This window comes from Citrobacter sp. Cb080, from assembly GCF_030334745.1.
Lineage (GTDB): Bacteria > Pseudomonadota > Gammaproteobacteria > Enterobacterales > Enterobacteriaceae > Citrobacter > Citrobacter braakii.
In genome coordinates this window covers 62,329-88,249 of record NZ_JAOWDG010000026.1, presented here as the reverse complement: position 1 = coordinate 88,249, position 25,921 = coordinate 62,329, and the positions used below count along the sequence as shown (strand labels likewise).

General features: G+C 54.0%; 19 protein-coding genes, 1 rRNA gene and 1 pseudogene. 14 read left to right on the top strand and 7 right to left on the bottom strand.

Features of this window, described 5'->3' with window-relative positions; translation table 11 throughout:
- The first annotated feature begins 59 nt into the window (after positions 1-59).
- From rrf to aceK, 5 genes are all read left to right on the top strand, one after another.
- Positions 60-175, top strand: a 5S ribosomal RNA gene (gene rrf, locus OGV38_RS03360).
- 509 nt (positions 176-684) lie between these two features.
- Positions 685-1,614, top strand: coding sequence for a homoserine O-acetyltransferase MetA (gene metA, locus OGV38_RS03355; RefSeq protein WP_016155321.1), 930 nt, complete (start codon positions 685-687; stop codon positions 1,612-1,614).
- Between the two features lie 268 nt (positions 1,615-1,882).
- Positions 1,883-3,484, top strand: a complete 1,602-nt coding sequence (aceB, locus tag OGV38_RS03350; protein WP_053389653.1) for a malate synthase A — start codon at positions 1,883-1,885, stop codon at positions 3,482-3,484.
- Positions 3,485-3,519: 35 nt separating this feature from the next.
- Positions 3,520-4,824, top strand: coding sequence for an isocitrate lyase (gene aceA / locus OGV38_RS03345; protein WP_286472936.1), 1,305 nt, complete (start codon positions 3,520-3,522; stop codon positions 4,822-4,824).
- 102 nt (positions 4,825-4,926) lie between these two features.
- Positions 4,927-6,654, top strand: coding sequence for a bifunctional isocitrate dehydrogenase kinase/phosphatase (gene aceK / locus OGV38_RS03340; protein ID WP_016155427.1), 1,728 nt, complete (start codon positions 4,927-4,929; stop codon positions 6,652-6,654).
- A gap of 17 nt (positions 6,655-6,671) precedes the next feature.
- Here aceK and iclR read toward each other — a convergent pair whose 3' ends face one another.
- Positions 6,672-7,496, bottom strand: a complete 825-nt coding sequence (iclR, locus tag OGV38_RS03335; protein WP_016155428.1) for a glyoxylate bypass operon transcriptional repressor IclR — start codon at positions 7,494-7,496, stop codon at positions 6,672-6,674.
- Between the two features lie 195 nt (positions 7,497-7,691).
- Between iclR and metH the strand changes: the two genes are divergently transcribed.
- Positions 7,692-11,375, top strand: coding sequence for a methionine synthase (gene metH, locus OGV38_RS03330; RefSeq protein ID WP_016155326.1), 3,684 nt, complete (start codon positions 7,692-7,694; stop codon positions 11,373-11,375).
- 136 nt (positions 11,376-11,511) lie between these two features.
- A complete protein-coding gene (locus OGV38_RS03325; protein ID WP_016155429.1) occupies positions 11,512-13,143 on the top strand; it encodes a Na/Pi cotransporter family protein in 1,632 nt (543 codons plus the stop codon).
- A 56-nt stretch (positions 13,144-13,199) separates the two neighbouring features.
- On the opposite strand, the gene pepE is transcribed toward OGV38_RS03325, so the two are convergent.
- Both pepE and OGV38_RS03315 read right to left on the bottom strand, forming a co-directional pair.
- A complete protein-coding gene (pepE, locus tag OGV38_RS03320) occupies positions 13,200-13,889 on the bottom strand; it encodes a dipeptidase PepE (protein ID WP_016155430.1) in 690 nt (229 codons plus the stop codon).
- 177 nt (positions 13,890-14,066) lie between these two features.
- A complete protein-coding gene (locus OGV38_RS03315) occupies positions 14,067-14,465 on the bottom strand; it encodes a rhodanese-like domain-containing protein (RefSeq protein ID WP_016155431.1) in 399 nt (132 codons plus the stop codon).
- Positions 14,466-14,549: 84 nt separating this feature from the next.
- Between OGV38_RS03315 and ftrA the strand changes: the two genes are divergently transcribed.
- Positions 14,550-15,530, top strand: coding sequence for a transcriptional regulator FtrA (gene ftrA, locus OGV38_RS03310; protein ID WP_286472935.1), 981 nt, complete (start codon positions 14,550-14,552; stop codon positions 15,528-15,530).
- A gap of 68 nt (positions 15,531-15,598) precedes the next feature.
- Positions 15,599-16,474: pseudogene (gene rluF / locus OGV38_RS03305) on the top strand (23S rRNA pseudouridine(2604) synthase RluF).
- On the opposite strand, the gene OGV38_RS03300 reads toward rluF, so the two are convergent.
- The 3 genes from OGV38_RS03300 to lysC all read right to left on the bottom strand — a co-directional run bounded on the left by OGV38_RS03300 (position 16,471) and on the right by lysC (position 19,213).
- On the bottom strand, positions 16,471-16,743 hold the full coding sequence (locus tag OGV38_RS03300) for a YjbD family protein (RefSeq protein WP_003826541.1): 273 nt from the start codon (positions 16,741-16,743) through the stop codon (positions 16,471-16,473). The pseudogene rluF and the gene OGV38_RS03300 sit on opposite strands and share 4 nt — an antisense overlap.
- A 101-nt stretch (positions 16,744-16,844) precedes the next feature.
- Complete coding sequence (panS, locus tag OGV38_RS03295) at positions 16,845-17,771, bottom strand: ketopantoate/pantoate/pantothenate transporter PanS (protein WP_016155433.1); 927 nt, start codon at positions 17,769-17,771, stop codon at positions 16,845-16,847.
- 92 nt (positions 17,772-17,863) lie between these two features.
- A complete protein-coding gene (gene lysC, locus OGV38_RS03290; RefSeq protein ID WP_016155333.1) occupies positions 17,864-19,213 on the bottom strand; it encodes a lysine-sensitive aspartokinase 3 in 1,350 nt (449 codons plus the stop codon).
- Positions 19,214-19,515: 302 nt separating this feature from the next.
- Between lysC and pgi the strand changes: the two genes are divergently transcribed.
- From pgi to OGV38_RS03265, 5 genes are all read left to right on the top strand, one after another.
- Positions 19,516-21,162: a glucose-6-phosphate isomerase gene (pgi, locus tag OGV38_RS03285; protein WP_286472934.1), complete on the top strand. Its 1,647-nt coding sequence runs from the start codon at positions 19,516-19,518 to the stop codon at positions 21,160-21,162.
- Between the two features lie 468 nt (positions 21,163-21,630).
- Positions 21,631-21,873 carry an exopolysaccharide production protein YjbE gene (gene yjbE, locus OGV38_RS03280; RefSeq protein ID WP_053389648.1) on the top strand — a complete coding sequence of 81 codons (243 nt, stop codon included), beginning with the start codon at positions 21,631-21,633 and terminating at the stop codon, positions 21,871-21,873.
- Between the two features lie 63 nt (positions 21,874-21,936).
- Entirely contained in the window at positions 21,937-22,575 is a 639-nt protein-coding gene (locus OGV38_RS03275) for a YjbF family lipoprotein (protein ID WP_046275310.1), read from the top strand.
- Positions 22,572-23,309, top strand: coding sequence for a capsule biosynthesis GfcC family protein (locus tag OGV38_RS03270; RefSeq protein ID WP_269519613.1), 738 nt, complete (start codon positions 22,572-22,574; stop codon positions 23,307-23,309). The genes OGV38_RS03275 and OGV38_RS03270 overlap by 4 nt, the downstream gene beginning before the upstream one ends.
- Positions 23,309-25,405 (top strand): YjbH domain-containing protein, encoded by a 2,097-nt coding sequence (locus tag OGV38_RS03265; RefSeq protein ID WP_269519611.1) that lies wholly within the window; start codon positions 23,309-23,311, stop codon positions 25,403-25,405. Before OGV38_RS03270 ends, OGV38_RS03265 begins: the two co-directional genes overlap by 1 nt.
- Before the next feature lie 34 nt (positions 25,406-25,439).
- On the opposite strand, the gene OGV38_RS03260 is transcribed toward OGV38_RS03265, so the two are convergent.
- A complete protein-coding gene (locus OGV38_RS03260; RefSeq protein WP_016155439.1) occupies positions 25,440-25,892 on the bottom strand; it encodes an acyltransferase in 453 nt (150 codons plus the stop codon).
- Positions 25,893-25,921 lie beyond the last annotated feature (29 nt).

The following is a 25,921-nucleotide window of genomic DNA, read 5'->3' as shown; positions in this document are numbered from 1 at the left end:
ATTCAGCTTGATTACAGATGACATCGACATGCGAAAAGCGTGTTGATAAACAGAATTTGCCTGGCGGCTGTAGCGCGGTGGTCCCACCTGACCCCATGCCGAACTCAGAAGTGAAACGCCGTAGCGCCGATGGTAGTGTGGGGTCTCCCCATGCGAGAGTAGGGAACTGCCAGGCATCAAATAAAAGCGAAAGGCCCGGTCGAAAGACCGGGCCTTTTGTTTTATCTGTGGTCTGTCGGTGAGTGCTCTCCTGAGGAGGACAAATCCGCCGGGAGCGGATTTGAACGTTGCGCAGCAACGGCCCGGAGGGTGGCGGGCAGGACGCCCGCCATAAACTGCCAGGCATCAAATAAGTGAAGAAGCCCATCCTGCCGGATGGGCTTTTTTGCGTCTGCAGGGAGTGAAAACTGCCGGATGCAGCGTACCGTTTTATCCAGCCCATCATGTTGTAACCGGTGTGCAGGCCTGAGAAGCGCAGCGCACCGGGCTCTCCCGGCAGCACATTGCCTGTTGCGCGAACGACGAATAGCATTCTCCTTTTTTCTTTACTGCACTAATCTACAGCAAGGAGCCGTGAAACTTTCTCAACTTGAGGATGCAGGCTCGACATTCGCATGATTCCTGGGTATCTTCAGCTATCTGGATGTCTAAACGTTTAAACGTATGTAGTGAGGTTATCAGGTTATGCCAATTCGCGTGCAGGACGAGCTACCCGCCGTCAATTTCTTGCGTGAGGAAAACGTCTTTGTGATGACGTCATCTCGCGCTTCCGGTCAGGAAATTCGTCCACTGAAGGTGCTCATCCTCAACCTGATGCCCAAGAAGATTGAAACGGAAAACCAGTTCCTGCGTTTACTCTCTAACTCACCGCTGCAGGTAGATGTTCAGCTATTGCGCATTGATGCCCGCGAGTCACGCAACACCCCTACGGAGCATCTGAATAACTTTTACTGTAATTTTGAGGATATCTGCGATCAGAACTTTGATGGACTGATCGTGACCGGCGCGCCGTTGGGTCTGGTTGAATTTAATGACGTGGCTTACTGGCCGCAGATTAAACAAGTGCTTGAATGGGCGAAAGATCATGTTACATCGACGCTCTTTGTCTGTTGGGCGGTGCAAGCCGCATTGAATATCCTGTACGGAATTCCCAAGCAAACCCGTACGGATAAACTCTCAGGCGTCTATGAGCACCATATTCTTCATCCTCATGCGCTGCTGACGCGTGGATTTGATGATGCGTTCCTGGCCCCGCATTCGCGCTATGCCGATTTTCCTGCTGCCCTTATCAGGGACTACACCGATCTCGAGATTTTTGCCGAAACAGAAGAGGGAGATGCCTACCTGTTTGCCAGCAAAGATAAACGTATCGCCTTCGTAACGGGCCATCCTGAATATGACGCCCATACACTCGGCAGTGAATATTTTCGTGACGTCGAAGCGGGCTTAACGCCGGAAGTGCCCTATAACTACTTCCCAAAAGATGACCCGCAAAATAAACCGCGGGCAACCTGGCGTAGCCACGGCAATCTGTTGTTTACCAACTGGCTCAACTATTACGTTTACCAGATCACGCCATATGATCTGCGTCACATGAATCCAACGCTGGATTAATCTTCTGTAACAGACGATCCTTAAGCGTTTCAGCATGTTGAATCAGGCACCTTCGGGTGCCTTTTTTATTTCCGAAACGCACCTCACTGTGTAATTAAATTTTATTTATATTGTTATCAATAAGTTAATTGATAATTGAATTAAAAATGGAAATTGTTTTTGATTTTGAAATTTAAATGAGTAGTCTTAGTTGTGCTGAACGAAAACCGCACAACGATCCTTCGTTCGCATTGGGGATGTGTTTGGATCAATGACGAGGAACTACGCAATGAATCAACAGGCAACGACAACCGATGAACTGATCTTCACCAGGCCGCGTGGCGAACAGGAACAGCAGATTCTGACCGCTGAAGCGGTGGAGTTTCTGACCGAGCTGGTGACAAGATTTACGCCAAAGCGGAATAAACTTCTGGCTGCACGTATCCAGCAGCAGCAGGATATTGATGACGGTAAGTTGCCTGACTTTATTTCGGAAACAGCTTCCATTCGTGAAGGTAACTGGAAAGTTCGCGGTATTCCTGATGATTTACTGGATCGCCGTGTAGAGATTACCGGACCGGTTGAGCGCAAGATGGTTATCAACGCGCTGAACGCGAACGTCAAAGTCTTTATGGCTGATTTTGAAGATTCGCTGGCTCCTGAGTGGAGCAAAGTTATCGACGGGCAGATCAACTTGCGCGATGCAGTCAATGGCACCATTAGCTACACCAACGAAGCCGGTAAAATTTATCAACTCAAACCCAATCCGGCCCTGTTAGTGTGCCGCGTTCGCGGTCTGCATCTGCCGGAAAAACACGTCACCTGGCGTGGCGAATCGATCCCGGGCAGCCTGTTCGACTTTGCCCTCTATTTCTTCCACAACCACAAAACGTTGCTAGCAAAAGGCAGTGGCCCTTATTTCTATCTACCCAAAACGCAGGCCTGGCAAGAAGCGGCATGGTGGAGCGAAGTGTTCAGCTATGCAGAGGATCGCTTTAATCTGCCGCGCGGCACAATTAAAGCGACCCTGCTGATTGAAACGCTGCCAGCCGTTTTCCAGATGGACGAAATTTTGCACGCGCTGCGTGATCACATTGTGGGCCTGAACTGCGGTCGCTGGGACTACATTTTCAGCTATATCAAAACACTGAAGAACCACCCGGATCGCGTGTTGCCGGATCGTCAGGTGGTGACGATGGATAAGCCATTCCTCAGTGCGTATTCGCGTCTGCTGATTAAAACCTGTCATAAACGCGGCGCGTTCGCGATGGGCGGCATGGCCGCGTTCATTCCCAGCAAAGATGCGGAACGTAACAACCAGGTTCTGACCAAGGTAAAAGCGGACAAAGCGCTGGAAGCCAATAACGGTCATGACGGCACATGGATTGCCCATCCAGGACTGGCAGATACCGCAATGGCGGTGTTCAACGACGTACTCGGTGAAAACAAAAATCAGCTGTTCGTGACCCGTGAAGAAGATGCGCCGATTACCGCAGAACAATTGCTGGCACCCTGTGAAGGTGAGCGTACTGAAGAAGGCATGCGTGCCAACATTCGTGTCGCGGTGCAGTACATCGAAGCGTGGATCTCCGGTAATGGCTGCGTACCGATTTATGGTCTGATGGAAGATGCGGCCACCGCCGAAATCTCTCGTACTTCCATCTGGCAGTGGATCCACCACCAGAAAACGCTCAGCAACGGCAAACCGGTTACCAAACCGTTGTTCCGCCAGATGCTGGCCGAAGAGATGTTGGTGATTCAGGACGAACTGGGAGAACACCGCTACAGCAGTGGGCGTTTTGACGATGCCGCGCGCCTGATGGAGCAAATCACCACTTCCGACGAGTTAATTGACTTCCTGACGTTACCGGGCTACCGCCTGTTGGCCTAATTTACCCACAATTTATCCTAATGGAGCATCTGCACATGAAAACCCGTACTCAACAAATCGAAGAATTACAGCAAGAATGGACTCAACCGCGTTGGGAAGGCATCACCCGCCCCTATAGCGCGGAGGAAGTGGTGAAATTACGTGGCTCGGTCAACCCGGAATGCACGCTGGCGCAGCTTGGCGCGGCGAAAATGTGGCGTCTGCTACACGGCGAATCGAAGAAAGGTTATATCAACAGCCTCGGTGCGCTGACTGGTGGTCAGGCGCTGCAGCAAGCGAAAGCTGGTATTGAAGCGGTCTACCTTTCAGGCTGGCAGGTGGCGGCAGATGCCAACCTGGCGTCCAGCATGTATCCGGATCAATCGTTGTATCCAGCGAACTCCGTTCCGGCGGTGGTGGACAGGATCAACAACACATTCCGTCGTGCCGATCAGATCCAATGGTCAACTGGTATTGAGCCGAACGATCCGCGCTATGTGGATTACTTCCTGCCGATCGTTGCCGATGCGGAAGCGGGTTTTGGCGGGGTACTGAACGCGTTTGAACTGATGAAATCGATGATTGAGGCTGGTGCAGCGGCCGTTCACTTCGAAGATCAGCTCGCATCGGTGAAAAAATGTGGTCACATGGGCGGCAAAGTTCTGGTGCCGACTCAGGAAGCTATCCAGAAACTGGTGGCAGCCCGTGTGGTTGCAGACGTTATGGGCGTTCCGACGCTGGTGATTGCGCGTACCGATGCTGACGCAGCCGATCTGATTACGTCTGATTGCGACCCATACGATAGCGAGTTCATCACTGGCGAGCGTACCAGCGAAGGGTTCTACCGTACGCATGCGGGCATTGAGCAGGCGATCAGCCGTGGTCTGGCTTACGCACCGTATGCGGATCTGGTGTGGTGTGAAACCTCCACGCCGGACCTCGAACTGGCGAAGCGCTTTGCCGATGCTATTCATGCGAAATTCCCAGGCAAACTGCTGGCCTACAACTGTTCGCCATCGTTTAACTGGCAGAAAAACCTGGATGACAAAACCATTGCCAGCTTCCAGCAACAGCTGTCCGATATGGGTTACAAATACCAGTTCATTACGCTGGCGGGTATACACAGCATGTGGTTCAACATGTTCGACCTCGCGCATTCCTATGCGCAGGGTGAAGGCATGCGCCACTACGTTGAGAAGGTTCAGCAGCCGGAATTTGCGGCGGCTAAAGATGGCTACACCTTCGTGTCCCATCAGCAGGAAGTAGGGACAGGCTACTTCGACAAAGTAACCACCATCATTCAGGGCGGCACTTCTTCAGTGACCGCGCTGACCGGCTCGACTGAAGAATCGCAGTTTTGATCAATGCCCGGTGGCGCTGCGCTTACCGGGCCTACGAAGGGATGTAGGCCGGATAAGCGAACGCGCCATCCGGCATGACATTGTGCCGGATGGGAGAAATTGATGACGCGTGGCCTGGAATTACTGATTGCTCAGACGATTTTGCAAGGTTTCGACGCCCAGTACGGGCGTTTTCTGGAAGTGACCTCCGGCGCGCAGCAGCGTTTTGAACATGCCGACTGGCACGCGGTTCAGCAGGCGATGAAAAGCCGTATCCACCTTTACGATCATCATGTGGGTCTGGTGGTGGAGCAACTGCGCTGCATTACTGACGGCAAAAGTACCGACGCGGATTTTTTACTTCGCGTGAAAGAGCATTACACCCGGCTATTGCCAGATTATCCACGCTTCGAGATTGCGGAGAGTTTCTTTAACTCCGTCTATTGCCGGTTATTTGACCACCGCTCGCTGACTCCCGAGCGACTGTTTATTTTCAGCTCTCAGCCAGAGCGCCGTTTTCGCACGATCCCACGCCCGTTGGCGAAAGACTTTTTTCCCGATACCGGCTGGGAGTGGCTGCTTACGCGCGTCCTCAGCGATCTGCCCTTGCGTCTGCCGTGGCAGAACAGACATCGGGATATCCACTACATCATCGAACACCTGACCGAAACGCTGGGGGCGGATGTGTTGCAGCGCAGTCATTTGCAGGTGGCGAACGAACTGTTTTATCGCAACAAGGCCGCCTGGCTGGTCGGGAAGTTGATTACCCCTTCCGGGACGCTGCCGTTTTTACTGCCAATTCACCGTACTGACGAGGGTGAACTGTTTGTCGATACCTGCCTGACCACGACGGCGGAGGCCAGTATCGTGTTTGGCTTCGCCCGCTCGTATTTTATGGTTTACGCCCCGCTGCCCGCCGCGTTAGTGGAGTGGCTGCGCGAGATCCTGCCCGGTAAAACCACCGCTGAATTGTATATGGCGATTGGTTGTCAGAAACACGCGAAGACAGAAAGTTACCGCGAATATCTGCTCTATCTTGCCCATTGCGATGAGCAATTTATCGAAGCGCCGGGGATCCGCGGCATGGTGATGCTGGTGTTTACCCTGCCGGGCTTCGACCGCGTCTTTAAAGTCATCAAAGACAAATTTGCGCCGCAAAAAGAGATGTCGGCCGCCCACGTCCGCGCCTGTTATCAACTGGTCAAGGAGCACGATCGTGTCGGGCGGATGGCTGATACTCAGGAGTTCGAGAACTTTGTGCTGGATAAACGGCAAATCGATCCGTCGCTGATGGCGCTGTTGCTACAGGAAGCCCCGGAAAAAATTACCGATCTCGGCGAGCAGATTGTCATTCGCCATTTGTATATCGAACGACGGATGGTGCCGCTGAATATCTGGCTGGAGCAGGTCGAAGGCCAGCAACTGCGCGATGCTATTGAAGAGTACGGCAATGCCATTCGTCAGCTGGCCGCCGCCAATATTTTCCCCGGCGATATGCTGTTTAAGAACTTCGGCGTGACTCGCCACGGGCGCGTGGTGTTCTACGACTACGATGAAATTTGCTACATGACGGAGGTGAATTTCCGTCATATCCCGCCGCCGCGTTACCCGGAAGATGAGATGAGCGCTGAACCGTGGTATAGCGTATCGCCGGGGGATGTCTTCCCGGAAGAGTTTCGTCACTGGCTATGCGCTGACCCGCGTATCGGGCCGCTATTTGAAGAGATGCATGCTGACCTGTTCAGTGCCGACTACTGGCGAGGTCTGCAAACGCGGATCCGTGAAGGACACGTGGAAGATGTTTACGCCTACCGGCGCAAACAGCGGTTTTGCATCAGATTTGCGGCTTGATGTCCGGCAACCCTTTCTTAACGAAATCCGCCGTATGCCAGCGTGACTTCTTTCGCCGCTTTGATCGCCATGGCGCCAAACTCGGTCACTCGATCGTCGGTAATGCGCGAAATGGGTCCGGAGATGGAAATAGCGGCAAACGGCTCGCGGTGTTCATCATAAATGCACGACGCCACGCAGCGTAGACCCAGCGCATGCTCCTCATCATCAAAGGAGTAGCCGCGCTTGCGCGTTTGGGCTAAATCCTCTTTCAGATGCACCGGCGACACCAGCGTGGCGTGGGTGTAAGCGTGCAGCCCTTTACGGTGCAGCAGGCCAGTCACCTGTTCTTCACTCAGTTGGGCTAAAAACGCCTTACCCGCACCGGAGGCGTGCATCGGCAGTTTGCCGCCGATAGGCGCGGACATGCGCATCAGTTGGGTACACTGCACCTGGTCGATAATAATGGCCTGATGGTCGCTTTGATCTAACACGGCCAGGTTTACCGTCTCACCGGAGTCTTCCATCAGCTTGCGCAGGATCGGGTGGACAATCGCCAGCAAATTACGGCTTTGCAAAAAGCTGCTGCCGACGATAAACGCATGCGCACCCACGGCCCAGTGGCCTAATTCACCCACCTGACGGACAAATCCTTGCTGCTGCATGGTGGTCAACAAACGGTGAGTCGTGGAGTTTGGCAAGCCGGCCTGCTGTGCCAGCTCGGTTAGCGCCACGCTGCCGTTGGATTCTGCAATCCACTCCAGCAGCTTCAGGCCGCGAGTCAGAGACTGAACCTGCCCGGTTGCAGGCGTAGTAGCAGCGGCGGGTTTTCTACCGCGTTTCGCGGGGATTGTGGCAACCATGGCGGACTCCTTTTCTGTATCGTGGAAATCATTTTCGTTTTATTCAATTATAATGCAAGAATTCCTGTACTGATCGGATGAGTGAAGCTGAACATGTCTCATGTTGGCCGTTGTTCTCTTTTCCACCTCTCAGGTTTGTGCCAGTATGGTCTGTTGAGTTTTTTTCGGTCTGGTTGAGCGTTGTCGGGAGCGAGTGTGAGCAGCAAAGTTGAACAATTACGTCAGCAGTTAAATGAACGTATTCTGGTGCTGGACGGCGGTATGGGCACCATGATCCAGGGATATCGTCTGAGCGAAGAGGATTTCCGCGGCGAACGTTTTGCCGACTGGCCGTGCGATCTGAAAGGCAACAACGACCTGTTGGTGCTCAGCAAACCTGAGGTGATCGCCGCCATCCATAACGCCTATTTTGAGGCGGGCGCGGATATCATCGAAACCAACACCTTTAACTCCACGACTATCGCCATGGCGGATTACCAGATGGAATCCCTGTCGGCGGAAATCAACTTTGCGGCAGCCAAACTGGCGCGCGCGGCGGCAGACGAATGGACGACACGCACACCGGAAAAACCGCGCTATGTCGCGGGCGTGCTTGGCCCAACCAACCGTACGGCGTCTATCTCGCCTGACGTCAACGACCCGGCTTACCGCAATATTACCTTTGATCAGCTGGTGGCCGCCTACCGTGAATCCACCAAAGCGCTGGTGGAAGGTGGCAGCGACCTGATCCTGATTGAAACCGTCTTCGATACCCTGAACGCCAAAGCCGCTATTTTCGCGGTTAAAACCGAATTTGAAGCGCTGGGCGTTGAGTTGCCGATTATGCTCTCCGGCACTATCACCGATGCTTCCGGGCGTACGCTCTCCGGTCAGACAACCGAAGCGTTCTATAACTCACTGCGCCACGCCGATGCGCTGACCTTCGGTCTGAACTGCGCCTTAGGCCCTGACGAGTTGCGCCAGTACGTGCAGGAGCTGTCGCGCATTGCCGAATGCTACGTTACCGCGCACCCGAACGCCGGGTTGCCGAACGCCTTTGGCGAATACGATCTTGATGCAGACACTATGGCGGCGCAAATACGCGAGTGGGCGCAAGCGGGCTTCCTCAACGTGGTCGGCGGCTGCTGCGGCACCACGCCGGAACACATCGCCGCGATGAGCCGCGCAGTGGAAGGTTTGCCGCCGCGCCGCTTGCCGGAAATCCCGGTAGCCTGCCGTCTGTCTGGCCTTGAACCGTTGAATATTGGCGACGATAGCCTGTTTGTGAACGTCGGCGAGCGTACCAACGTCACCGGTTCGGCGAAATTTAAGCGACTGATCAAAGAAGAGAAATACAACGAAGCGCTGGATGTCGCCCGTCAGCAGGTGGAAAGCGGCGCACAGATTATCGATATCAACATGGATGAGGGGATGCTCGACGCCGAAGCGGCGATGGTGCGTTTTCTCAACCTTATCGCCGGTGAGCCGGATATCGCCCGCGTGCCGATTATGATCGACTCCTCGAAATGGGACGTCATCGAAAAAGGGCTGAAGTGCATTCAGGGTAAAGGCATCGTTAACTCCATCTCGATGAAAGAGGGGGTTGAGACCTTTATCCACCACGCGAAGTTGCTGCGACGCTACGGTGCCGCAGTGGTGGTGATGGCCTTTGACGAGCAGGGGCAGGCCGACACCCGTGCGCGTAAAATTGAGATTTGCCGGCGGGCGTACAAAATTCTTACCGAAGAGGTAGGCTTCCCGCCGGAAGACATCATCTTCGACCCGAACATCTTTGCGGTCGCGACCGGGATTGATGAGCACAACAACTACGCCCAGGACTTTATCGGTGCCTGTGAGGACATCAAACGCGAACTACCGCACGCGCTGATCTCCGGCGGCGTCTCCAACGTGTCGTTCTCCTTCCGTGGTAACGACCCGGTTCGTGAAGCCATTCACGCGGTATTCCTTTACTACGCCATTCGCAACGGCATGGACATGGGGATCGTCAACGCCGGACAACTGGCGATCTACGACGACCTGCCCGCCGAGCTGCGCGATGCGGTTGAAGATGTGATCCTCAACCGTCGTGACGATGGCACCGAGCGTCTGCTGGAGCTGGCTGAGAAATATCGCGGTAGCAAAACTGATGACACTGCCAATGCCCAGATGGCGGAATGGCGCAGTTGGGACGTGAAAAAGCGCCTCGAATATTCGCTGGTGAAAGGCATTACCGAATTTATTGAGCAGGATACTGAAGAAGCTCGCCAGCAGGCCGCGCGTCCGATCGAGGTGATTGAAGGGCCGCTGATGGACGGGATGAACGTGGTTGGCGATCTGTTTGGCGAGGGCAAAATGTTCCTGCCGCAGGTGGTGAAGTCCGCCCGCGTGATGAAGCAGGCGGTGGCCTACCTCGAACCGTACATTGAGGCCAGCAAAGAGAAAGGCTCCAGCAACGGCAAGATGGTCATTGCTACCGTGAAAGGCGATGTGCACGATATCGGCAAAAACATCGTTGGTGTGGTGCTGCAATGTAACAACTACGAAATCGTCGATCTTGGCGTGATGGTGCCAGCGGAGAAAATCCTCAGAACGGCACGTGAAGTGAATGCCGATCTGATTGGTCTTTCCGGGCTGATTACCCCGTCGCTGGACGAAATGGTCAACGTGGCGAAAGAGATGGAGCGTCAGGGGTTCACTATTCCGTTGCTGATTGGCGGCGCGACCACCTCAAAAGCGCACACGGCGGTGAAAATCGAGCAGAACTACAGTGGTCCAACGGTTTATGTGCAGAACGCCTCGCGTACCGTTGGCGTAGTCGCCGCACTCCTCTCTGACACTCAGCGCGATGACTTTGTCGCCCGTACGCGTAAAGAGTACGAAACCGTGCGTATCCAGCATGCGCGTAAGAAACCGCGGACCCCACCAGTAACGTTACAGGCTGCCCGCGACAACGATCTGGCCTTCGACTGGGAAAACTACACGCCGCCGGTGGCGCACCGCCTCGGCGTACAGAGCGTTGAAGCCAGCATCGAAACGCTGCGCAACTACATCGACTGGACGCCGTTCTTTATGACCTGGTCGCTGGCCGGGAAATACCCGCGCATCCTCGAAGATGAGGTGGTGGGAGAAGAGGCGAAACGTCTGTTCAAAGACGCCAATGATATGCTGGATAAACTCAGCGCTGAGAAGACCCTGAATCCGCGCGGCGTGGTGGGCTTGTTCCCGGCTAACCGCGTGGGTGACGACATCGAGATTTACCGTGACGAGACGCGTACGCACGTCATCAACGTCAGTCATCACCTGCGCCAGCAGACGGAAAAAGTCGGTTTCGCCAACTACTGCCTGTCTGACTTTGTTGCGCCGAAACTGAGTGGCAAAGCGGATTACATCGGTGCTTTCGCAGTTACCGGCGGTCTGGAGGAAGATGCACTGGCGGACGCCTTCGAAGCCCAGCATGACGACTACAACAAGATCATGGTGAAAGCGATCGCCGACCGCCTGGCGGAAGCGTTCGCGGAATATCTGCACGAGCGCGTGCGTAAAGTCTACTGGGGCTATGCGGCGAATGAGAACCTCAGCAACGAGGAGCTGATCCGCGAAAACTATCAGGGAATTCGCCCGGCACCGGGCTATCCGGCGTGCCCGGAACACACCGAAAAGGCCACCATCTGGGAACTACTGGATGTGGAGGCGCACACCGGGATGAAGCTCACCGAATCCTTCGCGATGTGGCCAGGTGCGTCGGTTTCCGGCTGGTATTTCAGTCATCCAGACAGCAAGTACTACGCCGTGGCGCAAATCCAGCGCGATCAGGTTGAAGATTACGCCTTCCGTAAAGGCATGAGCGTGGCGGAAGTCGAACGTTGGTTAGCGCCTAATCTGGGCTATGACGCTGACTGATTCACAAAACTGTCATCTTTATTTACAACAAACAAGGCACTCAATGAGTGCCTTGTCTCTTTATTACGTTTAAACCCTTATACTGGATGAAGGCTTCGGCCTCAGGAACATATAACGATAAGGAGAACCTGATTCCGTGTTAACTCTGCTACATCTGCTTTCTGCCGTCGCGCTGCTGGTGTGGGGCACCCACATCGTGCGTACCGGCGTGATGCGCGTCTTTGGCGCCCGCTTGCGCACCGTGCTCAGCCGTAGCGTTGAAAAGAAGCCGCTCGCCTTTTGTGCGGGTATCGGCGTGACGGCGCTGGTGCAAAGCAGCAACGCCACCACCATGCTGGTGACCTCGTTTGTCGCGCAGGACCTCGTGGCGCTCACCCCTGCGCTGGTGATTGTACTTGGCGCCGACGTCGGGACCGCGCTGATGGCGCGTATCCTGACCTTCGATCTCTCCTGGCTGTCGCCACTGCTGATTTTTATCGGCGTGATCTTCTTTCTCGGACGTAAGCAGTCTCGCGTGGGGCAACTGGGGCGGGTTGGTATTGGACTGGGGTTGATTTTACTGGCGCTGGAACTGATTGTGCAGGCGGTAACACCGATCACCCAGGCTAACGGCGTACAGGTTATTTTCGCCTCGCTCACCGGCGATATCATGCTGGATGCGCTGATTGGCGCCATGTTCGCGATTATCAGTTACTCCAGCCTTGCGGCGGTGCTGCTGACGGCAACGCTGACCGCGGCAGGCATTATCTCGTTCCCGGTGGCGTTGTGTCTGGTGATTGGCGCCAACCTCGGCTCTGGCCTGCTGGCGATGCTTAATAACAGCGCCGCTAACGCCGCCGCCCGCCGTGTGGCGCTCGGTAGCCTGCTGTTTAAGCTGGTGGGAAGCCTGATTATCCTGCCGTTTGTTCATCCGCTGGCAAATCTGATGGATGAACTGCCGCTGCCGAAATCTGAACTGGTTATTTACTTCCATGTCTTCTACAACCTGGTGCGCTGTGTGGCGATGGTGCCGTTCGCAGAACCGATGGCGCGTTTTTGTAAGCGCATCATCCGCGATGAGCCGGAGCTGGATGCGCATTTGAAGCCCAAGCATCTGGACGTCAGTGCGCTGGATACGCCGACGCTGGCCCTGGCCAATGCCGCTCGTGAAGCTCTGCGCATCGGCGACGCGATGGAGCAGATGATGGACGGGCTGAAGAAGGTGATGCACGGCGAGCCGCGTGAAGAGAAAGAACTGCGCAGGATGGCGGACGACATTAACGTGCTATACACGGCAATCAAGCTCTATCTGGCGCGGATGCCAAAGGATGAACTGGCGGAAGAGGAATCACGCCGTTGGGCGGAGATTATCGAAATGTCGCTTAACCTCGAGCAGGCTTCCGATATTGTCGAACGTATGGGCAGTGAGATAGCGGATAAGTCGCTGGCTGCCCGTCGCGCATTCTCCGTGGAAGGATTGAAAGAGCTGGATGCGCTCTTCGATCAGCTGCTCAGCAATCTGCAGTTGGCGATGTCGGTGTTCTTCTCTGGTGACGTGACCAGCGCCCGTCGTCTGCGCCGTAGCAAGCACCGTTTCCGTATTCTCAACCGTCGTTATTCGCATGCGCACGTTGACCGTCTGCATCAGCAGAACGTGCAGAGCATCGAGACCAGCTCCTTGCACCTGGCGCTGCTGGGCGATATGCAGCGTCTGAACTCGCTGTTTTGTTCCGTGGCCTATAGCGTGCTGGAACAGCCGGATGAGGACGATGAGCGCGACGATTATTGAGTGAGGTGGACCGGTTGGCCGGATAAGGCATTTATGCCGTTATCCGGCAACGTCGGTTAGAAGCAGTGACCTGCTTCGAGGGCAACCGCGTCTTCACCCGCTTTAAAGACGTAAGTGGTGTTCGGACCGCCAAGAACCGCCTGGCCGTTACTCACCTTAATCCAGTTTCCTTCCGGCAAACCAATCACCGTCAGCTCTGGTGCCACAACCAGCAGCTCGCGAATACGCTGTTCACGCGTTTCGCCTTTGTGGCCTTCCGGAAGCGCATTGGTGAAATGTGGGTTAATCTGCAGCGGGAACAGACCCAGGGCATCAAAACCTTTTGGATCGACAATCGGCATGTCGTTGGTGGTGCGGATGGTCTGGCAGGCGAGGTTAGAACCTGCGCTCCAGCCGATGTAAAGCGCACCGCGTTTGACGACATCCACAATCGGCGCCAGCAGTCCGCGCTCGCGGCTCTCTTTCAGTAACTGGAAGGTGTTACCCCCGCCGACAATCACCAGCTCTGCGTTTTCAATGGCAGCGATCGGATCGGCAACGGTATGAATGCCAGTAACGTTGACGCCCATTGGCGCAAAGATGGCTGCCGTTTTCGCCGTGTATTCATCCCAGGTTTGCGTCACGCCAGCGAACGGAATAAACACCGCCGTACGGCGACCATTCAGCTGCTCAGCAATCAGCGGTAGCGCATGTTCCATCCAGCCTTTGCCCGGCAGCGTCGAGTTACTCAATAAAAGCAGTTCCATCATTTCTCCATGTAATCAGAAAATTACAAACCGCGCTAATGCTACCACTATCAGCGTAACGCCTTACTGATATGGCTCACGATGTTGGAAGGGGGGAAAGCCGAACGGGTTAACCACAACCTCCTGTTGGAAAAGCCCGTTCAGACTTAACAACGATCAATCTATTGAAACAGCGTCCTATTGCGTAGTGGCAAACGCCAGGCCTTCGTCCTCCCAGCCCTTAATACCACCAATCATTATTTTCACCGGTCGACCTAGCTGCGCCAACTTCAGCGCCGCGCGATCGGCCCCGTTACAGTGTGGGCCAGCGCAATAGACGACAAACAGTGTGTCCTGTGGCCATTTTTTCAAGGATTCCGTATTTATCAGTCGATGGGGGAGATGAATCGCGCCAGGGACATGACAACGGGAAAAACTCTCTGCACTCCCCACCACATGTAAAAGCACAAAATCTTTGTCGTCTGCAGCCATCGCGGAATGAACGTCAGAACAATCCGTCTCCATATTCAGACGTTGCTGGAAATGGGCGATAGCTTGTGCAGATGAAGCGGCTGGAATATCTGTTACGGTACTCATAGTGTTGTTTTCTCTTGTGGTGAAATCAGCTGTTGTGTTACCTCTTATCTCATCAAAAAATTAACCTTGAAACACCCTCTGACCATGACAGATTCCGCCAGGATCATGACAACATCTTCTCGCCCGTTGGTCGTTGCACTCGCTTATGACGGGCTATGTACTTTTGAGTTTGGCGTCGCAGTGGAAGTTTTTGGGCTTCCGCGACCTGAACTGGGAGAGGGCTGGTATCGTTTTGCCGTGGCTTCGGTTGATCAAGGTGAATTAAGGGCAACTGGCGGGGTTCGTATCGTGGTGGACGGTGGATATGAATTGCTGCAGGAAGCAGACACTATTGTCATTCCTGGCTGGCGTGACGTGAGCTCACCGGTCCCGGAAGCATTATGCGATGCGCTTCGTGAAGCACATCAACGCGGTTGTCGAATCATCTCTATCTGTTCTGGTGTATTTGTTCTGGCTGCGGCAGGTTTGCTGGATGACCGTAAGGCGACGACGCACTGGCGTTACGTCAGTGAACTCCAGCGACGCTTTCCCGCCATCAACGTTGTGGAAGATGTCCTGTATGTCGGTGACCACGACGTGCTCACTTCGGCAGGTAGTGCGGCAGGGATTGATTTATGTTTGCATGTGGTGCGCACTGATTTTGGACTTGAGATTGCCAATAACGTGGCCCGTCGCCTGGTGCTGCAGCCCCACAGGGATGGCAGCCAGACTCAGCAGCAACTGCGTCCTGTCGCCCGCAGTCGGGAAAGCCAGCGTTTTGGTCTTTTGCTTGACTGGTTACATAACAATATCGCGCAGAAGCATACTCTTGACGCTCTGGCCAGCCAGGTCGGTATGAGTCCCCGAACGTTGATGCGGCGATTTCAGGAGTCAACGGGGCTTACTCCCGCACGTTGGCTGATGAATGAACGGCTAAACCGTGCGCAGCAGGCGTTCAATACATCCCATATCAGTATTGAGCAGATCGCGCAGCAAACCGGGTTCGGCAGCGCAAACTCTTTGCGTTACCACTTTCAAAAACGATTTGGTATCAGCCCGCAGGCATTACGTAATCAGATGCGATAGCACATTTTCACGCTCTGCTTTTTTATCCCCCGCAAGGTAGGGTATATTTCGCTGTCAAAGGAGAAATTATGCTGCCCGACTCATCCATCCGATTAAATAAATACATCAGTGAAAGCGGAATCTGCTCGCGCCGCGAGGCGGATCGCTTTATCGAACAAGGGAATGTCTTCCTGAATGGTAAACGCGCCACCATTGGCGATTAGGTGATGCCTGGCGACGTCGTAAAAGTGAATGGTCGGTTGATTGAGCCGCGTGAAGCGGAAGATCTGGTTTTTATCGCGCTGAACAAGCCGGTAGGGATTGTCAGCACCACTGAAGACAGCGAACGCGACAACATTGTTGATTTTGTTAACCACAGCAAGCGCGTGTTCCCAATCGGTCGTCTGGACAAAGATTCCCAGGGGCTTATCTTTCTGACCAACCACGGCGACCTGGTGAATAAAATCCTGCGTGCCGGTAACGATCACGAAAAAGAGTATCTGGTGACGGTAGATAAGCCGGTCACTGATGACTTTATCCGTGGGATGAGTGCCGGTGTGCCAATCCTTGGCACCGTTACCAAGAAATGTAAGGTCAAGAAAGAAGCGCCGTTTGTGTTTCGCATCACGCTGATTCGGGGGCTGAACCGCCAGATCCGTCGTATGTGCGAGCACTTTGGCTATGAAGTTACTAAGCTTGAGCGTACACGTATCATGAACGTTGGTCTGTCCGGCCTGCCGCTGGGTGAATGGCGCGACCTGACGGATGACGAACTGATCGACCTGTTCAAGCTGATTGAGAACTCGTCCTCAGAAGCCAAACCGAAGGCGAAAGCGAAGCCAAAAACCGCAGGCATTAAGCGCCCGGTAGTGAAAATCGAAAAATCGGCTGAGAAAGAGAAATCGCGCCCGGCGGCAAACGGGAAGCGTTTTACCTCGCCGGGGCGTAAGAAGAAAGGGCGTTAACGTCTGCCGCGCGTTGGCGTATTCGCTGACCAGGAAAATGATGCTTCCGCATCCGGTTTATAAGCCTGCTTTTTCTTCAACTGGCGGGCTTTTTTAGCTTCTGCTTCGCGCAAGGCCATCAGTTTATCGATGTACTCTTTCTTGATGCTGTTGGTCTCAGCGTTGGTCAGCAGCCGACCATGCGCAATGCGCGCGCGGTCGAGCAGCGTTTTCAGTTCACGCTGTTCGCGCTCGGTCATCTCTTTTTGGGTAATGCGGGGGAGTGCCATAAGGGTGCCCTCTGTTAGCCGATATCCGCAGTGTACGGCAAAGTGCAGAGGCTGGGTAGGCCGGATAAGGTGTTAGCTGCTATCCGGCCTGCCGCCGTCAATTAGCAGCGTTCTTTTTCTTTAATCGGTTTACCGGACCAGTAACCTGCCAGCAGCGAACCGGAAAGGTTATGCCAGACGGAGAACAACGCGCCGGGCAGCGCCGCGAGCGGGCCAAAGTAGATTTTGCCCAGCGCAGCGGCAAGGCCTGAATTCTGCATGCCCACTTCAATAGCCAACGTACGACAGGTTGACTCGTCGAAACCAAACAGTTTTCCGCCCCAGTAGCCGCCGAGCAAGCCAATGGTGTTATGCAGGATTACGGCGATAATCACCACAAAGCCGACAGACGCAATGTGCGAGGCGGACCCCGCCACGACGGCGCTGATGATCGCCAGGATACACACCATAGAAAACGCCGGCAGATACGGTTCCACGGCTTTTACGACGCGTGGAAACAGATGGTGAATGACCAGCCCCAAAGCAATCGGAATGACCACGATCTGCAGAATACTCAGCAGCATACCCATCACATCCACCTGGATATGCGCGTCGACATACAGCCGTGTCAGCAGCGGCGTGGCGACAACGCCGACCAGCGTTGAAACCGATGAAATAGTCACGGAGAGCGCCACATCACCTTTTGCCAGATAGATCATGACGTTCGATGCGGTTCCGCTGGCAACGCTACCGACCAGCACCATCCCTGCCGACAGTTCCGGTGGCATATTAAATGCCAGCGCCAAAATCCATGCGGCGAGCGGCATCACCAGATAGTGCAGGAAAATACCCGCCGCGACAGGTGCGGGGCGTGAGAGTACGCGTTTAAAGTCGTCCACCTTCAGGTGAACGCCCATGCCGAACATGATCAGCATCAGCAACGACGGTACGAATGGCCCGACAGGCGTAAAGGTGGAGGGCGTGTAATACGCAATAACAGAGAGCAGCAGCGCCCATAACGGGAACAGCCGCGTGAGAGTAGCGAGCATGTTATCTTCCTTGCGATTGAAATGTGTTGTGTTGTTATAAAAAAGCCGGGTTCGAGCCCGGCTATAGTTATTGTTTATCGCGTGATGAAATATTATTCAAACAAATTATGATGCAGCTTCTGTACCACCTGTTCGGCTTCGCTACCGGGCACCAGGAAGCACAGGTTATGGCTGGACGCGCCGTAGCAAATCATGCGGATGTTGAACGGCTCCAGTACACCAAATACCTCTTTACCCACGCCGCAGGCTTTGGACAGGTCGTTGCCAATCAACGCCACCAGCGCCAGGCCTTCTTCGACTTCAACCCGGCACAGGGCAGACAGTTCCATCAGCAGAGACTGCGTTAACAGCGTATCGCCGGTGGAGGTTGAGCCGGTGGTATCCAGCGTCAGCGCTACGCTGACTTCAGATGTGGTAATTAAATCTACCGAGATATTGTGGCGTGCAAGGATGCCGAACACTTCTGCTAAAAAGCCGCGAGAGTGCAGCATATTCAGGCTATGCAGCGTCAGCAGCGTCTGCTTACGGCGTAGCGCCAGCGCACGGAACAGCGGTGGATTCGCGGTTTTATTGCAGACCAGCGTACCGCCTGCTTTTGGATCCTTGCTGGAGCCAACAAATACCGGGATATCGCTACGTACGGCCGGCAACAGGGTTGCCGGGTGCAGCACTTTCGCGCCAAAGGTCGCCATTTCCGCGGCCTCTTCAAAGGCGATTTCATCAATACGCTGCGCTGCAGGAACAACGCGCGGATCGGTAGTGTAAATGCCAGGAACATCGGTCCAGATATCGACGCGCGTTGCGTGCAGCGCTTCGGCCAGCAGGGCGGCTGTATAATCGCTACCGCCGCGCCCCAACGTGGTGGTGCGGCCTTTGCCTTCGCTGCCGATAAAACCCTGAGTGATTACCAGACCTTCGCTCAGACGCGGGGCCAACTGAAGCGTTGCCAGTTCAGCCAGCGCCGCGACGTCGGGTTCTGCGCGACCAAAACGATCGTTGGTGCGCATCACTTTACGCACGTCAAACCACTGTGCTTGCACGTTGCGTTCACGCAGGATTTCGACGAACAACAGGGTAGACATCAGTTCACCGTGGCTGACCAGTTCGTCGGTCAGGGCGGTTGAGGTCGCCAGTGACGCCGCTTCTGCCAGCGTGGTGATGTTTTCCAGCAGACGTTCAATCTCTTCACGAATTACGTTCGGATAACGCAGGCGTTCCAGAATATTGAACTGAATTTGACGAATAGCGTCGAGTTTTTCGAAGCGCTCGGTTGGCTCCAGCCCTTCAGCCAGTGCGACCAGCAGGTTGGTAATTCCAGCGGAAGCGGAAAGTACCACTACACGGACGTTAGCATCAGAAAGCACCACATCAGCGCTGCGATTCATGGCATCAAAATCCGCCACGCTGGTACCGCCAAACTTGGAGACAACTACATCAGTCATAACTACCTCGTGTCAGGGAATGAATAGAGCGACCATGGCACATAAGGCAGAACGAAAACCGGTGCAGGCGCAAATGCAAATACCGTATTTATAAATAAAATGTGTAGCTTGCACTGTCAACGCTGGGATTATGCGGATTTTTCATGCTGCGTTTCCGTTCAGTAACAGCGCTTATAACATCTATACTTTTTACCCTGGTTCGATGGATACAAGGGCGATGGCATTAAAACAATCACACTTTTCTGTGACTGGCGTTACAATCGATCTCAGTCACAATTCTCAAAATCAGAAGAGTATTGCTAATGAAAAACATCAATCCAACGCAGACCTCAGCCTGGCAGGCACTACAAAAACACTTTGAAGAGATGAAAGACGTTACTATCGCGGATCTGTTCGCGAAAAATAGCGATCGTTTCGCTAAATTTTCCGCTACGTTTGACGATCTGATGCTGGTGGATTTCTCCAAAAACCGCATCACTGAAGAGACGCTGGCTAAACTGCAGGATCTGGCGAAAGAGACCGATTTGGCAGGCGCCATCAAGTCCATGTTCTCCGGTGAGAAAATTAACCGCACTGAAGATCGTGCCGTGCTGCACGTGGCGCTGCGCAACCGTAGCAACACTCCAATCATCGTTGACGGCAAAGATGTGATGCCGGAAGTGAATGCGGTGCTGAAGAAGATGAAATCCTTCTCTGAAGCGATTATCTCCGGAAGCTGGAAAGGCTATACCGGTAAAGCCATTACTGATGTCGTGAACATCGGTATCGGCGGTTCAGACCTCGGCCCGTTCATGGTGACCGAAGCGCTGCGCCCGTACAAAAATCACCTGAACATGCATTTTGTGTCTAACGTCGATGGTACGCACATTGCCGAAGTGCTGAAGAAAGTGAATCCGGAGACTACGCTGTTCCTGGTCGCTTCCAAAACCTTCACCACTCAGGAAACCATGACTAACGCCCACAGCGCGCGCGACTGGTTCCTGGCGACCGCTGGCGACAACAAGCACGTTGCCAAACACTTCGCAGCGCTCTCCACTAACGGTAAAGCGGTTGGCGAGTTCGGTATTGATACCGCCAATATGTTCGAGTTCTGGGACTGGGTTGGCGGTCGTTACTCCCTGTGGTCTGCAATCGGTCTGTCCATCATCCTTTCTGTGGGCTTCGACAACTTTGTTGAGCTGCTTTCTGGCGCGCACGCCATGGACAAACACTTCTCCACCACTCCGGCGGAGAAAAACTTGCCGGTGCTGCTGGCGCTGATCGGTATCTGGTACAACAATTTCTTCGGTGCTGAAACCGAAGCGATTCTGCCGTACGACCAGTATATGCACCGTTTCGCGGCCTACTTCCAGCAGGGCAATATGGAATCCAACGGTAAATACGTTGACCGTAACGGCAATGCGGTGGATTACCAGACAGGCCCAATCATCTGGGGTGAGCCGGGTACTAACGGTCAGCATGCGTTCTACCAGCTGATTCATCAGGGTACCAAAATGGTACCGTGCGATTTCATCGCTCCGGCAATCACCCACAACCCGCTGTCGGATCACCATCCGAAACTGCTGTCTAACTTCTTCGCTCAGACCGAAGCGCTGGCTTTTGGTAAATCTCGTGAAGTGGTTGAGCAGGAATACCGCGACCAGGGTAAAGATCCGGCAACGCTTGACCACGTTGTGCCGTTCAAAGTGTTCGAAGGTAACCGTCCAACTAACTCCATCCTGCTGCGCGAAATCACACCGTTCAGCCTGGGTGCGCTGATTGCGCTGTACGAGCACAAAATCTTCACTCAGGGCGCGATCCTGAATATCTTCACCTTTGACCAGTGGGGCGTTGAGCTGGGCAAACAGCTGGCGAATCGCATTCTGCCAGAGCTGAATGATGATAAAGAAATCACCAGCCATGATTGCTCAACTAACGGTTTGATTAACCGTTATAAGTCCTGGCGTTAATCTGCTTCTTCCTTCGAGCCGCAGCGCTGTTGGCTGCGTTCGTTAACCCCGGTCGCATAGCTATCTATGCTCCCGGGGATTAACGATCTTGCCGCCTTGCTGCAATTCGAATGAATTTGCAGATTACTTATAAAAAAGCCGATATTAATATCGGCTTTTTTATAATCTGGCGCCAGAATATCTACGTTTTTGCTTTACACCTTTATTGAGCTTAATCCTAAAATAATTCATTCAACGTTATCGTGTTTCTGGTTTTTTCAGAATTACCGGATGTTGTGTTTTTGTTTTTATATTTTAACTTTTTGATTGTATTGATTTAATTATCTATCGTTAATCATTTTATTTCTTGCTATCTAATTATCCTAAATTCCCGCCTGGCGTAATTTGCACACTTTGGCTTGTGTATACTCGATCTCGCCCGAAATTCTTTTGGGTAAATCTCCATTCATACAATGAAGGGAATTTGTGATGAAAAAAGTTCTGTATGGCCTTTGGGCTATATCTGCGCTTGCGGCGACTTCTGTCTATGCTGCCCCCATTCAGGTGGGTGAGGCTGCAGGGTCGGCTGCCGCGTCGGTTTCGGCAGGAAGTTCCTCCGCAACCAGCGTGAGCACCGTAAGTTCTGCGGTGGGGGTTGCCCTTGCGGCAACCGGTGGCGGCGATGGTTCTAACACCGGAACCACAACCACCACAACCACCAGTACCCAGTAATACCGGTACGTTTAATTCTAACCACACTTCGGTGTGGTTATTTTGCCGCTGCGGAGAAATGTCGTGAAGCGACCAGCGCTGATAATGGTTTGCCTGTTATTACAGGCGTGCTCAGCCACCACCGAAGGGCTGGGTCATTCGCTATGGGATAGCGTGTTTGGTACTCCCGGCGTACAGATGACGGACGATGAAATCAAAAACATGCCCTACGCCAGCCAGTACATGCAGCTCAACGGCGGCCCTCAGCTGTTTGTGGTACTCGCGTTCGCGGAAAACGGACAGCAGAAATGGGTGACTCAGGATCGGGCCATTCTCGTCACGCAGTCTGGGCGCATGGTGAAAACGCATCTCGGCGGGGATAACCTGATCGAGGTGAATAATCTGGCGGCAGATCCACTCATCAAACCAAACCAGATAGTCGATGGGGCAACGTGGACCCGCACGATGGGCTGGACCGAACATCAGCAGGTGCGCTATGCCACCGCCCGCTCGGTTTTCGAATGGGATGGCACTGACACCATTAAGGTGGGTAGCGAAGATACGCCAGTACGGATCCTTGATGAAGAAGTCACCACCGATCAAACTCGCTGGCATAACCGCTACTGGATCGACAGCGAAGGGCAGATTCGCCAATCGGAACAGTATCTTGGCGCACGTTACTTCCCGGTGAAAACCACGCTGATTAAGGCGGCAAAATCATGATGAAACGAGCCGTTATGGCGCTGCTATTGAGCCTGAGCGCAGCGTCAGTTTTTGCTGCGGGTAGCGTTAAGGTCTTTACCTCCGCCAGCGAAGAGCCAAAGACGCTGACCGGGGCCGAACATCTGCTCGACCTGGTTGGGCAGCCGCGGTTGAGTAATAGCTGGTGGCCAGGAGCGGTTATCAGCGAAGAGCGGGCAACGACGGAAGCAGAGCGTCAGCAGCAGGCATTACTGGCTCGTCTGGCGATGCTCAGCGCTGAAGAAAGCGGTGACGATGCCGCGGCTATCAACGCATTGCGCCAGCAAATTCAGGCGCTGAAGGTGACCGGCAGACAGAAGATTAATCTCGACCCGGATGTTGTGCGCGTCAGTGAGCGAGGCAACCCGCCGTTGCAGGGCAATTACACGCTGTGGGTCGGACCGCAGCCAACGGATATAACGCTGTTTGGCCTGCTAAGTCATCCGGGTAAACAACCGTTTATGCCCGGGCGCGATATCGCCAGCTATCTCGATGGGCAACGTCGGCTCAGCGGCGCAGATCGTAGCTATGCCTGGGTCATCTATCCCGACGGACGCACGCAAAAAGTCCCGGTCGCCTACTGGAACAAACGTCACGTTGAGCCGATGCCCGGCAGCATCATTTTTGTCGGGCTCTCTGATGCTGTCTGGCGCAGCACCCCGGATGAAATCAATGCCGACATTCTTCGCACCCTGACCCAGCGGATACCCCAATAATGAGAAAAACTTATCTGCTCAGCTTACTGGCGCTGGGCGTAAGCGTTGCCTGCCATGGTGAAACCTGGCCCGCGCCCATTGGACCTTCCCAGTCCGATTTTGGCGGCGTGGGACTGCTGCAAACCCCAACCGCACGCATGGCGCGTGAAGGCGAAATGAGCCTTAACTACCGCGATAACGATCAATACCGTTACTACTCTGCGTCGGTACAACTCTTCCCCTGGCTGGAAACCACCCTGCGCTATACCGATGTGCGTACCAAAAAATACAGCGGCGTGGAGTCGTTTTCTGGCGATCAGACTTATAAAGATAAGGCTTTTGATCTCAAACTTCGCCTGTGGGAAGAGAGCTACTGGATACCACAGGTGGCGGTTGGCGCGCGGGATATCGGCGGAACCGGCCTGTTTGATGCGGAGTATGTGGTGGCGAACAAAGCCTGGGGCCCGTTTGATTTCTCTCTCGGCCTTGGCTGGGGATATCTCGGGACCAGCGGCAACGTTAGCAATCCGTTTTGCTCATACAGTGATAAATTCTGCCATCGCGATAACAGCTACAAGCAGGCCGGTTCTATTGACGGTAGCCAGATGTTCCACGGCCCGGCGTCGCTGTTTGGCGGCGTAGAATATCAGACTCCCTGGCAGCCGCTGCGCCTGAAACTGGAGTATGAAGGTAATAATTACCAGCAGGATTTTGCCGGCAAGTTGGATCAGAAGAGCAAGTTTAACGTCGGCGCTATTTATCGCGTCACCGATTGGGCCGACGTTAACCTCAGCTATGAGCGCGGGAACACCTTGATGTTTGGGGTCACGCTGCGGACTAACTTTAACGATCTGCGACCAAACTATAACGACAATACCCGCCCGAGATATCAACCACAGCCGCAGGATGCCATCCTGCAACATTCGGTGGTGGCGAGTCAGTTAACGCTGCTGAAATATAATGCCGGGCTGGCGGATCCTAAAATTCAGGTGCAGGGCGATACGCTGTATGTAACGGGTGAACAGGTGAAATACCGTGATTCGCGCGAAGGGATCGAGCGTGCTAACCGGATCGTGATGAACGATCTTCCCGATGGGATCCGCACGATCCGCATTACGGAAAACCGCCTTAACTTGCCGCAGGTGACGACCGAAACGGAGGTTTCCAGCCTCAAGCGCCATCTGGAAGGCGAGCCGTTGGGCCATGAAACTCAGCTGGCACAAAAACGCGTCGAACCCGAGGTACCGAAAACGACCGAGCAGGGCTGGTATATTGATAAGTCACGCTTCAATTTCCACATCGATCCGGTGCTAAATCAGTCGGTGGGCGGCCCGGAAAACTTCTATATGTATCAGTTGGGCGTGATGGGAACGGCGGATTTGTGGGTTACCGATCATCTGCTGACCACCGGGAGTTTGTTCGCCAACCTCGCCAATAACTATGACAAGTTTAACTACACCAACCCGCCGCAGGATTCGCATTTACCACGCGTGCGTACCCATGTGCGTGAGTATGTGCAAAACGATGTCTACGTGAATAACCTGCAGGCCAACTACTTCCAGTCACTCGGAAATGGGTTCTACGGACAGGTTTACGGGGGCTATCTGGAAACTATGTACGGCGGAGCGGGGGCAGAAGTGCTGTATCGCCCGCTGGACAGCAACTGGGCGTTTGGTGTTGATGCCAACTACGTGAAACAGCGTGACTGGCGTAGCGCGCAGGATATGATGAAGTTTACCGACTACAGCGTGAAGACCGGGCATTTGACGGCTTACTGGAATCCTTCGTTCGCCCAGGATGTACTGGTGAAAGCCAGCGTGGGGCAGTATCTGGCGGGGGATAAGGGCGGAACGCTGGAAGTGGCGAAACGCTTTGACAGCGGCGTAGTGGTGGGGGGCTATGCGACCATCACCGACGCCTCGCCGGATGAGTACGGAGAGGGTGATTTTACCAAAGGGGTGTACGTTTCTGTGCCGCTGGATCTGTTCTCGTCAGGCCCAACCCGCAGTCGTGCGGCGATTGGCTGGACGCCGTTAACACGCGATGGCGGTCAGCAGCTTGGACGTAAGTTTGGTCTGTACGACATGACCAGCGACAGGAGTGAAAACTTCCGCTGATAGATGGCCGGATGAGACCTGCGCTTATCCGGCTCTATAAACGACGTAATAATTTTGCCGGATTTCCCGCATACACGCCTTTCTCGGTGATCGATTTGGTCACCACGCTCCCCGCGCCGACGACCACGCCATCACAGATAGTGACCGCCAGAATGGTCGCTCCGCTGCCGATCGAGACATCGTCGCCAATCGTAATACGTCCCCAACTGTTGCGGTCGGCATTGGGTTTTCCTTCGCGAAACATATCGTTGGCGAACATCACGCCGTGACCGATAAAACAGCGAGCGCCGAGGGTGACATATTCGCAGATGAAGGTGTGCGACTGAATTTTGCTGTCTGCGCCAATCTGCGTATTACCCTGGATTTCAACAAATGGTCCGACAAAAACGTTGTCCCCTAATGTGCAGTCGTAGAGATTTGCGGGTTCATAGATCACCACGTTCTCACCGCAGGTAACGTTGCGAACAGCGGATTGTCTGAGCTGCATAATTCATCCTGTGAAATGTGTCGTGACAC

Bases quoted from the DNA above. Each gene is read 5' to 3' on its own strand.
- pgi (WP_286472934.1), top strand. From the start codon at position 19,516: ATGAAAAACATCAATCCAACGCAGACCTCAGCCTGGCAGGCACTACAA.
- OGV38_RS03315 (WP_016155431.1), bottom strand. From the start codon at position 14,465: ATGAGTACCGTAACAGATATTCCAGCCGCTTCATCTGCACAAGCTATC.
- pepE (WP_016155430.1), bottom strand. From the start codon at position 13,889: ATGGAACTGCTTTTATTGAGTAACTCGACGCTGCCGGGCAAAGGCTGG.
- OGV38_RS03260 (WP_016155439.1), bottom strand. From the start codon at position 25,892: ATGCAGCTCAGACAATCCGCTGTTCGCAACGTTACCTGCGGTGAGAAC.
- yjbE (WP_053389648.1), top strand. From the start codon at position 21,631: ATGAAAAAAGTTCTGTATGGCCTTTGGGCTATATCTGCGCTTGCGGCG.
- OGV38_RS03265 (WP_269519611.1), top strand. From the start codon at position 23,309: ATGAGAAAAACTTATCTGCTCAGCTTACTGGCGCTGGGCGTAAGCGTT.
- OGV38_RS03300 (WP_003826541.1), bottom strand. From the start codon at position 16,743: ATGGCACTCCCCCGCATTACCCAAAAAGAGATGACCGAGCGCGAACAG.
- OGV38_RS03270 (WP_269519613.1), top strand. From the start codon at position 22,572: ATGATGAAACGAGCCGTTATGGCGCTGCTATTGAGCCTGAGCGCAGCG.
- metA (WP_016155321.1), top strand. From the start codon at position 685: ATGCCAATTCGCGTGCAGGACGAGCTACCCGCCGTCAATTTCTTGCGT.
- aceK (WP_016155427.1), top strand. From the start codon at position 4,927: ATGACGCGTGGCCTGGAATTACTGATTGCTCAGACGATTTTGCAAGGT.
- ftrA (WP_286472935.1), top strand. From the start codon at position 14,550: ATGACAGATTCCGCCAGGATCATGACAACATCTTCTCGCCCGTTGGTC.
- aceA (WP_286472936.1), top strand. From the start codon at position 3,520: ATGAAAACCCGTACTCAACAAATCGAAGAATTACAGCAAGAATGGACT.
- lysC (WP_016155333.1), bottom strand. From the start codon at position 19,213: ATGACTGATGTAGTTGTCTCCAAGTTTGGCGGTACCAGCGTGGCGGAT.
- panS (WP_016155433.1), bottom strand. From the start codon at position 17,771: ATGCTCGCTACTCTCACGCGGCTGTTCCCGTTATGGGCGCTGCTGCTC.
- iclR (WP_016155428.1), bottom strand. From the start codon at position 7,496: ATGGTTGCCACAATCCCCGCGAAACGCGGTAGAAAACCCGCCGCTGCT.
- aceB (WP_053389653.1), top strand. From the start codon at position 1,883: ATGAATCAACAGGCAACGACAACCGATGAACTGATCTTCACCAGGCCG.